Origin of the sequence: Kitasatospora sp. SolWspMP-SS2h, from assembly GCF_003259315.1 — a bacterium.
GTDB lineage: Bacteria > Actinomycetota > Actinomycetes > Streptomycetales > Streptomycetaceae > Kitasatospora > Kitasatospora fiedleri.
In genome coordinates this window covers 255,891-270,317 of record NZ_QLLT01000010.1, presented here as the reverse complement: position 1 = coordinate 270,317, position 14,427 = coordinate 255,891, and the positions used below count along the sequence as shown (strand labels likewise).

10 protein-coding genes are annotated in these 14,427 nt (G+C 73.8%); 7 read left to right on the top strand and 3 right to left on the bottom strand.

Annotated elements, in window-relative coordinates:
- The 3 genes from K353_RS15040 to K353_RS15030 form a co-directional block, all read right to left on the bottom strand.
- A partial coding sequence (locus tag K353_RS15040) for a polysaccharide deacetylase family protein (RefSeq protein WP_111554099.1) occupies positions 1–901 on the bottom strand: 901 nt, incomplete at its 3' end.
- A 611-nt stretch (positions 902–1,512) separates the two neighbouring features.
- Complete coding sequence (locus tag K353_RS15035; RefSeq protein ID WP_111554098.1) at positions 1,513–2,814, bottom strand: FAD-binding protein; 1,302 nt, start codon at positions 2,812–2,814, stop codon at positions 1,513–1,515.
- Between the two features lie 215 nt (positions 2,815–3,029).
- Entirely contained in the window at positions 3,030–4,061 is a 1,032-nt protein-coding gene (locus K353_RS15030; RefSeq protein WP_111554097.1) for a LacI family DNA-binding transcriptional regulator, read from the bottom strand.
- Positions 4,062–4,215: 154 nt separating this feature from the next.
- On the opposite strand from K353_RS15030, the gene K353_RS15025 reads away from it, so the two are divergent.
- The 7 genes from K353_RS15025 (at position 4,216) to K353_RS14995 (ending at position 14,386) form a co-directional block, all read left to right on the top strand.
- Positions 4,216–5,505 carry an ABC transporter substrate-binding protein gene (locus tag K353_RS15025; protein ID WP_111554096.1) on the top strand — a complete coding sequence of 430 codons (1,290 nt, stop codon included), beginning with the start codon at positions 4,216–4,218 and terminating at the stop codon, positions 5,503–5,505.
- Positions 5,506–5,516: 11 nt separating this feature from the next.
- The gene (locus tag K353_RS15020; RefSeq protein ID WP_111554095.1) at positions 5,517–6,452 is read left to right on the top strand and encodes a carbohydrate ABC transporter permease; all 936 of its coding nucleotides are present in this window, start codon (positions 5,517–5,519) and stop codon (positions 6,450–6,452) included.
- Positions 6,452–7,270: a carbohydrate ABC transporter permease gene (locus K353_RS15015; RefSeq protein ID WP_111554094.1), complete on the top strand. Its 819-nt coding sequence runs from the start codon at positions 6,452–6,454 to the stop codon at positions 7,268–7,270. The genes K353_RS15020 and K353_RS15015 overlap by 1 nt, the downstream gene beginning before the upstream one ends.
- Positions 7,267–9,747, top strand: coding sequence for a glycoside hydrolase family 3 N-terminal domain-containing protein (locus K353_RS15010; protein WP_233533590.1), 2,481 nt, complete (start codon positions 7,267–7,269; stop codon positions 9,745–9,747). Before K353_RS15015 ends, K353_RS15010 begins: the two co-directional genes overlap by 4 nt.
- Positions 9,748–10,123: 376 nt before the next feature.
- Positions 10,124–12,325, top strand: coding sequence for an MMPL family transporter (locus K353_RS15005; RefSeq protein ID WP_111554093.1), 2,202 nt, complete (start codon positions 10,124–10,126; stop codon positions 12,323–12,325).
- Positions 12,326–12,392: 67 nt separating this feature from the next.
- A complete protein-coding gene (locus K353_RS15000; RefSeq protein WP_111554092.1) occupies positions 12,393–13,652 on the top strand; it encodes a sensor histidine kinase in 1,260 nt (419 codons plus the stop codon).
- A 62-nt stretch (positions 13,653–13,714) separates the two neighbouring features.
- On the top strand, positions 13,715–14,386 hold the full coding sequence (locus K353_RS14995; protein WP_100839827.1) for a response regulator transcription factor: 672 nt from the start codon (positions 13,715–13,717) through the stop codon (positions 14,384–14,386).
- The last annotated feature ends 41 nt before the right edge of the window (positions 14,387–14,427 follow it).

The following is a 14,427-nucleotide window of genomic DNA, read 5'->3' as shown; positions in this document are numbered from 1 at the left end:
TGGTGGCGTTCCAGGTGGAGCTGACCTTCTCGGGGGTGGGCACCTTGACGGTGACCTTCCAGGTGCTGGAGCCGGTGACGGTGACGTTGAGGTTGTAGCGGTCGCTCCAGGAGGTGCCGGCGGAGAGGGTGGCGGTGCAGCTCCCGCCGCCGGTGCCACCGCCCGTGCCCCCGCCGGTGCTGCCGCCCGTGCTGCCGCCGCCGTTGTCGGTGGGGGCGACGGCGCGGCCGGTCTGCGGGGAGATCATGCCGGCGCACAGCCCGCGGGAGGCCAAGTTCTGGGCGATCTGCGGGATCGCGGCCAGGGTGTTGGCGGGCCACTCGTGCATCAGGATGACCTGGCCGTTGCCGAGCCGGCCGACGGCCTGCACGATCGCGGCGGTGCCGGCGCCGTTCCAGTCCTGCGAGTCGACGTCCCAGATCACCTCGGTCAGGCCGTACTTGGCCTCGACCGACTTCAGGGTCGCGCTGGTCTCGCCGTACGGCGGGCGGAACAGCTTCGGCGTGCCGCCGCCCGCGCCGGCGATGGCCGACTGGGTGTCGCCGACCTCGGAGTCGATCTGGGCCTGGCTCTGCTGGGTCAGGTGGGGATGGGTGTAGCTGTGGTTGCCGATCCACATCCCGGCCGCCGACTCGGCCTTCACCTGGGCCGGGTAGGCGGCGGCGAACTGGCCCTCGTTGAACAGGGTGGCCCGCAGCCCGTTCTGCTTGAGGGCGTTCAGCAGGGCCGGGGTGTGGTCGTTGGACGGGCCGTCGTCGAAGGTCAGCCCGACGTAGCCGGTACAGGCGGCGGCCCGGGCCGGAGCGGGATCGACGGTGGCGGCCGTCAGGCCGGCCGCCACGGTGGCGGCGACGGCGAGGCCCGCGATCAGCGGGCGCGGCGAGAGACTGGTGCTGCGCATGGGGGTGCGACTCCTCGTGGTTCGCTGGGGAGCCCGGGAGGCGGATGGAACCGGCGACCCGGCTCGGCTGGAAGGTCGGCGACGGCCGACTGCGAAGAGTTTTGACCCGGGCAGTTCACGTGTCAATGAGCCGGTGGAAACTTTCGGCTGCTATTCGGTGGGCGGCGGCAATGACGGCCGGAAGCGGCAGATGTTTCGGCCGGAATCGGGACACGCGCCGGTCCGGAACGGCGGGAAATGCGCGTTCGGGTGGGTCCGATCCGCGCCGATCGTCTTTCGGGCGGCCGGCGGGTGACAGCGGGCAGCAGCAGCGGCAGCGGCAGCGGCGGGGTCCGGGGGCGCCCGGGCAGCCTGGATCGGCCGTCGGCGGGTTCCGCGCCGTTGCGGGCCGACGGCCGATCGGCCCGTCCCCGGTGCGTGCCGCGCACCGCCCGCGCCTGGGCCGGTGGCCGGGTACGGGCGGTAGCGGCGGAGCAGTGGGGACGGGCACCGTCGGCCGGGCGGGCGAAGCGGGGTGCCGCCCGGCCGACGGAGTGGGGGCGGCGGCCGGGGCGGCCGACGCGGGGGGAGAAGCGGAGCGCGGGGGTGGGGGAGCGGCGGCGGCCGCAGGGTCAGTCGGCGGTTCCGGCCAGCTGCTCGGTGAAGCGGTTGGCGAACTTGCCGTCCGGGTCGAGTTCCCGGCGCAGCGCCAGGAAGTCGCCCAGCCGCTCGTAGGCGGCGCCGGCGGTGGCCCGCGGCGCGTGCGTGATCTTCCCCCAGTGCGGGCGCCCGCCGAGCGGGAGCAGGGCGCGTTCGACCGCGGCGAGGGCCGGGGCGACGGCGGCGGGGTCGGGCTTCCAGGTGAAGTGGAAGGCGACCGAGTCGCGTCCGTGGGAGGGGCTCAGCCAGAGTTCGTCGGCGGCCACCGTGCGCACCTCGGAGATGTGCAGTGCCGGAGCCAAATGCGGCCCCAGCGTGCGCAGTTCGGCGACGGCGGCGCGGGCTGCGGCGCGCGGCAGCAGGTACTCGGACTGGAGTTCCGCGCCACTGCTGGGGGTGAACTCGGGGCGGAAGTGCGGCAGTCGCCGGTGCCAGGGGCCGGGGACGCCGAGCTGCGGGGTGCAGGCGTCGGTGGGCAGGCCGGGTACCGGGTGCTCGGGGCGGTCGGCGGGTCGCGCGCCGGGGACGGCGGTGGGCGGGGCGCCGTCGTCGAGCTGCTTGACCCAGACCCGGCCGGTGTCCGAGCCCCAGTCGGTGAACAGGCTGACGCTGTAGCCGGCGGCGTGGATCTCGTCCAGGTGGGCGGTGTAGTCGGCGAGGGCGAGACCGGTGTGGACGTACTGCCGGACGTCGAAGGCGGGCACCGTGTCGAGGGTGAGCGCGGTGACGATGCCGAGCGCGCCCAGGTGCACCACCGCGCCGGGGTGGGTGGTGGTGCGCAGTTCGCCGTCGGCGCCGACGACCTCCAGCGAGCGGACGGCGGCGGCGAGCGAGCGGCGGGTGTCGCCCGAGCCGTGGGTGCCGGTCGCGGTGGCCCCGGCGACGGAGATGTGCGGCAGCGAGGCCAGGTTCTCCAGGGCCAGGCCCGCCGCGTGCAGGACGGGGGCGAGTTCCGCGTAGCGGGTGGCGGCGGAGACGGTGACGCTGCGGCGGTCGGGGGCGATCTCGATCCGGGTGGGCAGGCCGTCCAGCCGGACCAGGTCGCCCTCGGTGTCGGCGACCGGGCTGAAGGAGTGGCCGCTGCCCAGGGCCCGGACCCGGTCGCCGCGCCGGACCAGCTCCCGCAACTCGTCCAGGTCGCGCGGGCGGTGGACGGCGCGGGCGCCGAAGGTGAGGTTGCCCGCCCAGTTGGTCAGCGGGTCGGCGGGCGGTGTTCCGTCGGGCAGTGGACCGGCGGACCGGGGGCCGGTGTCGGAGGAGCCGGTGGTCGTCATCGGGTCACACCCAGGGGTCGGGGGCGGGTCGCCGGAGCGGGCGGACGACCTCCCGTCCGGCACCCCGATTCGTAATGGCGGAAAACAAATTAGTCCGCCCAGGCCGACGGGGGCAAGACCGGCCGGACCTCGAAAGTTTCGAAACCCGATACTGGGCGGTCCGGGTCCGGGTCCAGGTCCAGGTGCAGGTCCCGGTCGCGGCCCGGTCGGCCCCGTCAGCCCCCGGCGGGGCCGGGTGCCACGGTACTGGAGCGCACCACCAGGGTGGTGGAGAGTTCGAGCCGGGTGGGGGCGGCCGGGGCCTCGCCGCTGCGCAGGGCGAGGATCAGCCGGGTGGCCTGCTCGGCCATCTCGCGCAGCGGCTGGCGGACGGTGGTCAGCGCGGGGCTGGTCCACTGGGCGATGTCCAGGTCGTCGTAGCCGACCACGGACAGGTCCTCGGGGACGCGCAGCCCGTGGACCCGGGCGGCCTCCATGACGCCGAGCGCCTGTAGGTCGCTGCCCGCGAAGATCGCGGTGGGGCGGTCGGGCAGCTCCAACAGCCGCTTGGCGCAGGCGAGTCCGCCCTCGGCGTGGAAGTCGCCGAAGGCGATCAGCGCGGGGTCGGTCTCCAGCCCGGCCATCGACATCGCCGAGCGGTAGCCGTCGAGCCGGGCCAGTGAGCAGAGGGTGTCCTCGGGGCCGGTGACGATGCCGATCCGCCGGTGGCCGAGCTCGATCAGGTGCCGGGTGGCGGCGAGGCCGCCGGCCCAGTTCGCCGAGCCGACCGAGGGCACGTCCGGGTCGGGGTTGCCGGCCGGGTCGATGATGACGAACGGGATGGAGCGGGCCCGTAGTTGGCGCTTGAGTTCGGGCGGGAGGCCGGAGAGGACCAGCACCACGCCGAGCGGCCGCCGGCGCAGCACCGCGTCGATCCAGCCGGGCCCCGGCGCGTGCCGGGAGCCGCTGTGGGCGACCACCACGGCCGCCCCGTGCTCGTCGGCCACCGTCTCGACGCCGCGCAGGAGTTCCATCGCCCAGAGGCTGTCGAGCTCGTGGAAGACGATCTCGATCAGCGGGGCCTCGCCGCCGTTGCGGGCGGCGCGCCGGTAGTCGTGCTCGCGCAGGACCCGTTCGACCCGGCCGCGGGTGGACGCCGAGACGTCGGTACGTCCGTTCAGGACCTTCGAAACCGTCGAAACGGAGACTTCGGCCTCTCGCGCGATGTCCGCGAGGGTGGCCCGTCCCAGTTCATCGCCCTTTTCCATGCCCGCAGCATAGGGCACGGGCAGCGTGGGACGGCCCCCGGATCACGCTTCAGTAACCCTCGGTACGAGGGGTTGACCCGCAACATGCCCGCAACTTAGCGTCCCGGCCAGGCACTGATTTCGAGAATGGCCTCGAAACTTTAGGAGACTCCTGATGAAGAGACGCGCGTTCGCTGTGGCACTCGGGCTGTCCCTGGCGACGGTGGGGGTGACGGCCTGCGGCAGCGGCGCCTCCACCGGCGGCGGCTCGAACACGATCCACGTGCTGGTCTACGGCGACGCCAGCAACAAGGTCGAGAAGCAGATGGTCGACACCTTCAACAAGACCTCGAAGGTCAAGGTGGTGCTGGACACCATCCCCGGCGCCGACTACCAGGCCAAGCTCAACACCATCATCAACACCGCCCAGGCGCCGGACGTCTTCTTCAACTGGGGCGGCGGCAGCATCCAGCCCTACGTCAAGGCGGACCTGCTGCTCCCGCTGGACGACATGATCGCCGCGGACCCGGGCCTGAAGGGCAACTTCCTCTCCTCGGTGTTCGACACCGCCGTGATCGACGGCAAGTCGTACGGCATCCCGATGCGCGGCACCCAGCCGGTGCTGCTGTTCGACAACAAGAAGGTGCTGGCCGACGCGGGCCTGAGCGTCCCGAAGACCTGGGACGACCTGCTGAACGCCGTCCAGGTGCTCAAGGGCAAGGGCGTCACCCCGTTCGCCCTCGGCGGCGGCGACCAGTGGCCGACCCTGATGTGGTACGAGTACGTCTTCGACCGGGTGGCCGGCCCCGAGCTGTTCCAGCGGGCACTGTCCGGCGACAAGGCCGCCTGGGAGAGCGAAGATGCCAGGAAGGCGCTGGGCATGCTCAAGCAGCTGGTCGACGCGGGCGCGTTCGGCTCGAACTTCGACTCGGTCAAGTTCACCGACGGCGGCTCCCCGGCCCTGCTGGCCAAGGGCAAGGCGGCGTTCGAGCTGATGGGCTCCTGGGCGTACGCCACCCAGCAGGACGCCAACCCCGACTTCGCCGCGAAAGACCTCGGCTACAGCGCCTTCCCGTCCGTGGCGGGCGGCAAGGGCGACCCGGCGGACGTGGTCGGCAACACCAACAACTTCTACTCGGTGCTGAAGAAGAGCAACCACCCCGAGACCGCCGCCGCCTTCCTCAAGCTCATGTACTCCGACGAGTTCGTGAAGGCCCAGCTGGCGATCGGCAACCTGCCGACCACCACCAACACCGAGCGGTTCCTCGACACCGCCGCCAGCCCGGAGTACTCGAAGTACCAGTACGAGCTGGTCAAGGCCGCCCCGTCGTTCCAGCTCTCCTGGGACCAGGCGTACCCGCCGGCCGCCACCACGCCGATCCACACCGCCGTCCAGCAGTTCTTCGACGGCAAGCTCGACGTGGACGGCTTCATCAAGGCCATGCAGGCCCTGCCCGCCTCCTGAGACGAATGCCGATGAGTGCTCCCTCCTTCGCGTCCGGGTCCGGCCGCCGCCCGCGGGCCGGGCGGCGGACCGGCGTCGGGGTGGCCCGCCCGGGCCTGGTCTGGGCGGTCCCCGCGACCGTCTTCTTCCTGCTGTTCGCCCTCCTGCCGCTGGTGCTGGTCGCGGTGCTCTCCTTCACCAGCTGGGACGGCGTCGGCGCGCCCCGCTTCAACGGCCTGGACAACTGGACCGGGCTGCTGCACGACCCGGTGATGACCCGGAGCGTCTGGCTGACCCTGGTGCTGACCGCGGCCGGCGTGCTCGTGCAGACCCCGGCCGGCGTCCTGCTGGGCGTCTGGGCGGCCGGCCCCCAGCGCAACCGGGCCGTGCTGTCCGCGGTCTTCTTCGTCCCGCTGCTGCTGTCCGCGACCGCGGTCTCGGTGGTCTGGCGGGCCATCCTCGACCCCAACTTCGGCGTCCCCTCGCAACTGACCCCGCTGTTCGGCGACGGCAACCTGATGGGCAGCCGGAGCGGCGCCATCGCGGTGCTCACCTTCGTCGGCACGTGGCAGTGGACGCCCCTGCACGCCCTGCTCTACCAGGGCGGCGCCCGGGCGATCCCGCGGGTGCTCTACCAGGCCGCCGCGATCGACGGCGCCGGAAAGCTCCGGCAGTTCGTCCACATCACCCTGCCGCAGCTGCGCAACACCATGATCACCTCGGTGATCCTGATGCTGGTCGGCGGCCTCACCACCTTCGACACCGTCCTCATCCTCACCCAGGGCGGCCCCGGCACCGACACCACGAACAGCGCCTACTACATGTACCAACAGGCTTTCAAGAGCTTCGACTTCGGCTCCGGCTCGGCCATCGCCCTGGTCCTGGTGGTGGTCGCCACCCTGATCTCGCTCGCGGTCGTCCGGTTCTCCGGCTACGACAAGATGCGCGGCACCACGGAGGGACTGTGATGCGCAGGCGTCCCAACCACCTCGCCGGGCTGGGCTCGCTGGTCTGGCTGGTCCTGGTCGGCTTCCCGCTGTACGTCCTGCTGATCTCGACCTTCCGGACCCGCTCCAACTACTCCACCCAGGGCCCGCTCACCTTCCCCTCGCAGCTGACCCTGCAGAACTACGTCGACGACTTCTCCAACGGCTTCGGGCGGGACTTCCTCAACACCGTCGTCGTCACCGCGAGCGTGGTCGCGATCGTGCTGCTCGTCGTGCCCCCGCTGGCCTACGCGATCGTCCGGGCCCGGGGCAGGACCATCGGCACGGTCTTCCGGATCTTCCTGCTGGGCCTGGCGATCCCCGCGCAGGCCGTGATCGTGCCGATGTTCTACGTCATCAGCAAGGCCGGCCTGTACGACCACCTGATCGGCGTGATCCTGCCGACCGCCGCGTTCTGCCTGCCGGTGTGCACGCTGGTGCTCACCGGCGCGATGCGGGACATCACCGGCGAGCTGTACGAGGCGATGGCCATGGACGGCGCCAGCCCCTGGCGGGTGTTCTGGCAGCTGGTGGTGCCGCTGTCCAGGGGCGGCCTGTCCTCCGTCGTGGTCTTCTCGGCGCTCCAGGCGTGGAACGGCTTCCTGTTCCCGCTGATCCTCACCCAGTCGGAGAGCAGCAAGGTCATCACCCTCGGCCTGTACGACTTCCAGACCGAGCACGGCGTCGACGTGCCCGGCCTGCTCAGCGCCGTCGTGCTGTCGATGCTCCCGATCTTCATCGTCTACCTGTTCGCCCGGCGTGCCTTGGTCCAGGGCCTCATGGGCGTCGGAGGAAAGTGACCGACAAGATGAACCTGGCCGTTCCCGCCGAAGCCCCCGTCCCGCCCGCCGAACCCTCCACCCCGCCCGCCGGAGCCCCCACCCCGCCCGCCGGAGCCCCCGCCCCGCCCGCCGCGACCGCAGACCCCGCCGCCCCGGCGGCCCCGGCCCCCCGCTGGCGCGACCGCGCGCTGGGCCCCGAGGAGCGCGCGGACGCCCTGATCGCCGAGCTGACCCTGCCGGAGAAACTGGCCCAGCTGGTCGGCGTCTGGGTCGGCGCCTCCGACGAGGGCGGCGACGTCGCCCCGCACCAGCACGACATGGAGGAGCCGCCCGACCTCGACGACCTGCTCCCGCACGGACTGGGCCAGCTGACCCGCCCGTTCGGCACCGTCCCGGTCGACCCGGCGCTCGGCGCGCTCTCGCTGGCCCGCAGCCAGCAGCGGATCGCCGCCGCCAACCGGTTCGGCATCCCCGCCCTGGCCCACGAGGAGTGCCTGGCCGGCTTCGCCGCCTGGGGCGCCACCGCCTACCCGGTGCCGCTCTCCTGGGGCGCCACCTTCGACCCCGGGCTGATCCGGCGGATGGCGGCGGCGATCGGCCGCGACCTGCGCGCCGTCGGCGTCCACCAGGGGCTGGCCCCCGTCCTCGACGTGGTCCGCGACGCCCGCTGGGGCCGGGTCGAGGAGACCATCGGCGAAGACCCGTACCTGGTCGGCACGGTGGCCACCGCCTACGTGCAGGGCCTGGAGTCCGCGGGCGTCGTCGCCACCCTCAAGCACTTCGCCGGCTACTCCGCCTCCCGCGCCGGACGCAACCTCGCCCCCGTCGGCATGGGCCCCCGGGAACGCGCCGACGTCATCCTGCCGCCCTTCGAGATGGCCGTCCGCGAGGGCCGCCCGCGCTCCGTCATGCACGCCTACACCGACACCGACGGCATCCCCTCGGCCGCCGACGAGGCCCTACTCACCGGACTGCTCCGCGACACCTGGGGCTTCGACGGGACGGTGGTCGCCGACTACTTCGGCATCGCCTTCCTCAAGCTGCTGCACGGCGTCGCCGGCGACTGGGCCGAGGCCGCCGCGCTCGCCCTGGGCAGCGGCGTCGACGTCGAACTCCCCACCGTCAAGACCTTCGGCGAACCGCTGCTGCGGGCCGTCGAGGACGGCACCGTCCCCGTCGCGCTGGTCGACCGGGCGCTGCGCCGGGTCCTGGTGCAGAAGGCCCAGCTCGGCCTGCTCGACGCGGACTGGGACGCCGTCCCCGCCGCGCTGGCCGGCCGCCCGCTGGACGACCCGCGCGCCCTGCGCGGCACCGTCGACCTGGACCGCCCCGAGAACCGGGAACTGGCCCGGGAGATCGCCGAACGGGCCGTGGTGCTGCTCAGCAACGACGGCACCCTGCCGCTGCGCGCCCCCCGCCGGATCGCCCTGGTCGGCCCCAACGCCGACACCCCGACCGCGGTGCTCGGCTGCTACGCCTTCCCCGTGCACGTCGGCAGCCAGCACCCGGACACCCCGATCGGCATCGAACTGCCCACGCTGTGCGAGGCGTTGGCGGCCGAGTTCCCCGACAGCGAGATCCGGACGGTGCCCGGGGCGGACATCGACGGCACCGACACCTCCGGCTTCGCCGAGGCCCTCGACGCGGCCCGCCGGGCCGACGTGGTGATCGTCGCGCTCGGCGACCGGGCCGGCCTGTTCGGACGCGGCACCAGCGGCGAGGGCTGCGACGTGGAACTCCTCGAACTGCCCGGCGTGCAGCGGCAGTTGCTGGACGCCCTGCTGGACACCGGGACCCCGGTGGTGCCGGTGCTGCTGGCCGGCCGGCCCTACGCGCTGGGCCGCGCCGTCACCGAGGCGGCGGCCCTGGTGCAGACCTTCTTCCCCGGCGAGGCCGGGACCGAGGCGGTCGCCGCCGTACTCAGCGGACGCACCAACCCCTCGGGCCGGCTCCCCGTCAGCATCCCGGCCCGGCCCGGCGTCCAGCCCTCCACCTACCTGGCCGCCCGACTGGCCGGACCCAGCGAGGTCTCCAGCACCGACCCCACTCCGGCGTTCGGCTTCGGGCACGGCATCGGCTACACCGCGTTCGACTGGAGCGGCCTCGAAGTGGAGTGCGAACTCGCCCCCACCGACGGCGAGTTCACCCTCTCCTTCACCCTGCGCAACACCGGCGGCCGGGCCGGCAGCGAGACCGTCCAGCTCTACCTGCACGACCCCGTCGCCAGCGTGGTCCAGCCCGTCCAACGACTGATCGGCTACCGCCGGATCACCCTCGACGCGGGCGAACGCACCCGGGTCGAGATCACCGTCCCCGCCGACCTCGCCTCCTTCACCGGCCGCGACGGCCACCGCGTGGTCGAGCCCGGCGCCCTGGAACTCCGCCTCGCCGCCTCCAGCACCGCCCCCCGCCTCACCACCACCGTCCACCTGGAGGGCCCGCCCCGCGTCCTCGACCACACCCGCCGCCTCCACGCCCACTTCCGCACCACCTGACGGCCCGACCGCAGCCCCGCGCCGGCCGCCGAACCGCTCCCGCGAGGGGACGGCCGGCGGCCGGCGCGGGGCTGCTGCGCGCCCGGGCCCCGGGGCCGCCCGGGCTCCGGCGGGTGCCCCGGGGGCAGGGGTGGGTCGGCCTCGCTACGCGGTGTCGTCGGCCTCGCAGCCGGGTGGCAGCGGCAGTGGCAGCGGCAGCCGGTGACCGGCCCGGCGCGCGGCGAGGGCCCGTCCGGTCCGTCCGCAGGCGCGGTAGCGGGGGCGTCCGGGTACCGCGGGCGTGGTACGGCGGGTGTCTGCGGGCGGGGGACGACAGGGGGCGGCTCGGGGCCGCAGGGTGGAGGAGACCGGGAGAAGGCCGAATTCTGGAGCGCGCATGTCCGTTCTCGCCCGCTGGTGCCATCGGCACCGGCTCGTCACCGTGCTGCTGTGGCTGGGCCTGCTGGTGGGGCTCGGGGCCGTCTCCGGCGCCGTCGGGACGAAGTACAGCGACAGCATGGCGATGCCGGCCACCGAGTCCAGCCGGGCGATGGACCTGCTCAGGGCGCAGATGCCCGCCGCGGCCGGCGACACCGACACCGTGGTGTGGCACACCGCGAACGGGACGGTGCGCGACCCGGCCGTCCAGGAGCGGATGACCGGGGTCCTGGACGCCATCGCCCACAGCCCCTCCGTCGCCTCGGTCGGCAGCCCGTACGCCGAGCAGGGCGCGGCGCAGGTCAGCGCCGACGGCACCACCGCCTACGCGCAGGTGACCTTCAGCGGCGCCGCCCACGACGTCCCCAAGGCGGATGTCGAGCACGTCGTCGACCTGGCGGAGCAGGCCCGCGCCGACGGCCTGGACGTCCAGCTCGGCGGGCAGGCCGTGCAGAACGCCGAGACCGAGATGGGCGGCACCAGCGAGATCATCGGCATCGTCGCCGCGCTGATCGTGATGGCGCTGGTGTTCCGTTCGCTGTGGGCCGCCGCGCTGCCGATCCTCACCGCCGTGGCCGGCGTCGGCACCGGCGTGATCGGCACCGGCCTGCTCAGTCACGGCATGGGCATCGCCTCGGTCGCCCCCACCCTGGGCGTCCTGGTCGGTCTCGGCGTCGGCATCGACTACGCCCTGTTCATCGTCAACCGGCACCGCAAGGGCCTGATGGCCGGACTGGAGGTGGGGGAGGCGTCCGCCAAGGCGCTGAACACCTCCGGCCGCGCGGTGCTGTTCGCCGGACTGACCGTGGTGATCGCCCTGCTCGGCATGCTGATCCTCGGCATGGGCTTCCTCAACGGCATGGCGGTCTCGGCCGCCCTCACCGTCGCGCTCACCGTGCTGGCCGCGATCACCCTGCTGCCCGCCCTGCTCGGCCTGCTCGGCCACCGGGTGCTCAGCCGCGCCCAGCGCCGCCGCCTGGCCGAGCACGGCCCCGGCGAGGCGCACGCCACCGGCTTCTGGCCGCGCTGGGCCGCCCGGGTGCAGGCCCGGCCGACCGGCAAGGCGCTGGTCGCCCTGGTGCTGATGCTCGCCGTGTCGCTGCCGGTGCTGTCGCTGCGCCTGGGCAGCTCGGACGCGGGCAACAACCCGAAGTCCACCACCACCCGGCAGGCGTACGACCTGATGGCCGACGGCTTCGGCCCCGGCTCGAACGGCCCGCTGCTGCTGGTCGCCGAGGCCCCCGGCGCGGCGGACCGGGCCGCCCTGGACGGGCTGGTGGCCGACCTGAAGGGCCTGGACGGCGTCGCCCGGGTCGCGGCCGTGCCGATGCGCGAGGGCCAGCAGGTCGGCATCGTCCAGGTGGTGCCCACCACCTCCCCGCAGTCCGCGCAGACCTCCGCGCTGATCACCGAGCTGCGCGAGCACACCGTCCCCGGCGCCGAGGCCGGCACCGGCCTGCGGGTGTACGTCGGCGGCGCGACCGCGACCGCCGCGGACTTCGCGGACGTGCTGATCTCCAAGCTGCCGCTGTTCATCGCGATCATCGTCGGCCTGGGCTGCCTGCTGATGATGGTGGCCTTCCGCAGCCTGCTGGTGCCGCTGATCGGCGTGGTGATGAACCTGCTGACCATGGGCGTGGCGTTCGGCGCGATCGTCGCGGTCTTCCAGTGGGGCTGGGGCTCCGAGGCGCTCGGGGCCGGCGCGGCCGGGCCGGTCGAGGCGTTCGCCCCCGTGATGATCATCGCGATCCTGTTCGGTCTCTCGATGGACTACCAGGTCTTCCTGATCAGCCGGATGCACGAGGAGTGGACCCACACCCGGGACAACCACCGCGCCGTCCGGGTCGGCCACGGCGAGACCGGCCAGGTCATCACCGCCGCCGCCGTCATCATGGCCTGCGTGTTCGCCGCCTTCCTGTTCGGCGGGCAGCGCATGATCGCCGAGTTCGGGCTCGGCCTGGCCCTGGCCGTCCTGCTCGACGTGCTGGTGCTGCGGATGGTCCTCGTCCCGGCGCTCATGCACCGCTTCGGCGCCGCCAACTGGTGGCTGCCCGGCTGGCTCGACCGCCTGCTGCCGCACGTCTCGGTAGAGGGCGAGCCCGACCCGGCCCCCGCCCCCGCCGCCGTCCGGCAGCCCGAACCGGCCGACGCCGGGCGTTGACACCCCGCGGGGCCCGGCCGGTCAGTGCCACCGGCCGGGCCCCGCTGCGTACGGTGAAGGAGTGCGAATGACGCAGACGGTCAGACGGTGGTGCGGCGGGCGGCCGGGGCGCACCGACGCGGCGGTGGCGCTGGCCTGCTTCGTGCTCGCCACGCCGATCACCGCCGCCACCGCGTACCACCGCGACGCCTCGATCACCGGCTACCTGCTGTTCCTGCTGCTGTCCTGCCTGCCGCTGCTGGCCCGCAGCCGGTGGCCGGTGCCGGTGGCCGCCGCGACGGTGCTGATCGGCGTGGTCGAACTGGTGCTGATCCCGTTCTCGCCCGGCCCGCGCCCGGAGGCCCTCGGGATCTCGATGTTCGCCGTCGGCGTCGCCCTGTACGCCGTCGCCACCCGCACCGACCGGCCCACCGCCTGGCGCACCGGCTGCTGCGCCGCCGCCGCGCTCACCCTCACCGCGCTGATCGTCCGCCCCGGCCTGGAGGAGATCCCGCAGAACCTCGGCCTGATCGCCTGGCCGTTCCTCTCGGTGGCCAGCGGCGACGCCGTCCGCAGCCGCCGCGAACTGCTCGCCTCCGCCGTCGAGCGCGCCGAACGCGCCGAACGCACCCGCGAGGAGGAGGCCCGCCGCCGGGTCACCGAGGAACGGATGCGGATCGCCCGCGAACTGCACGACGTGGTCGCCCACCACATCACCCTGGTCAACGCCCAGGCCGGCGTCGCCCACCACCTGATGCGCACCGACCCCGACCACGCCTACCAGGCCCTGGAACGCATCCGCGACACCAGCCGCGCCGCCCTCGACGAACTGCGCGCCACCGTCGGCCTGCTGCGCCACAGCGGCGAGCCGGCCGCACCGCGCGAACCCGCCCCCGGCCTGGCCGGGCTCGACGACCTGCTGGACGCCTTCCGGCACTCCGGCCTGGACGTCACCCTGGAACGCGACGGCGCCCCCGGACGCGACGGCGCCTCCGCGGGCCTGCCGCCGATCCTCGACCTGCCGCCGATCCTCGACCTGACGGCCTACCGGATCATCCAGGAAGCGCTCACCAACACCCACAAGCACGCCGGGCCCACCACCGCGCGCGTCCGCCTCGACTTCGGCCCCGACACGCTGCGGCTCACCGTCGAGGACGACGGCCGGGCCGACGGCGGCGGGGCGCCCGACGGCACCGGCACCGGCCACGGCATGATCGGCATGTACGAGCGCGCCCGCGCCGTCGGCGGCACCCTCAGCGCCGGACCGCGCCCCGGCCGGGGCTTCCGGGTCCACGCCGAACTGCCGCTGCCCGCCGGCCCCGCCCGCAAGAAGGCCGGCCGACCGTGAGCCGCGCGGACCCCGCGGACCCCGCGAACCGCACCGAAGACCACCGGAAGGAGCCGCCGACCATGACCGTCCGCGTCCTGCTCGCCGACGACCAGGCCCTGCTGCGCGGCACCTTCCGCCTGCTGATCGACTCCGCCCCCGACCTGGAGGTGGTCGGCGAGGCCGGCACCGGCCGGGAGGCCGTCGCGCTGGCCCGCACCCTGCGCGCCGACCTGGTCCTGATGGACATCCGGATGCCCGACCTGGACGGCCTCGCCGCGACCAGGCTGATCACCGCCGACGAGGACCTGGCGGGCGTCAAGGTGCTGGTCCTGACCACCTTCGAGAGCGACGAGTACGTCGCCGAGGCGCTGCGCGCCGGGGCCAGCGGCTTCCTCGGCAAGGGCATCGACCCGGAGGAGCTGCTGGACGCCATCCGGGTCGTCGCGGCCGGGGACGCCCTGCTCTCCCCGGCCGCCACCAAGGCCCTGATCGGCCGCTTCCTCGCCCAGCCCGACCCGGGGCGGCGCGCCGCACTGCCCCGGCTGGACGTGCTCACCGCCCGCGAGCAGGAGGTGGTCGCCCTGGTCGCGGCCGGCCTGTCCAACGACGACATCGCCGAGCGGCTGTTCGTCACCCCGCTCACCGCCAAGACCCACGTCAACCGCGCGATGACCAAGCTCGGCGCCCGCGACCGCGCCCAACTGGTCGTCATCGCCTACGAGACCGGCCTGGTCCGCCCGGGCGGAGCGTGAGCGGGGGCGCGACCGGCGGGACGCGGTCAGCGGGGACGCGA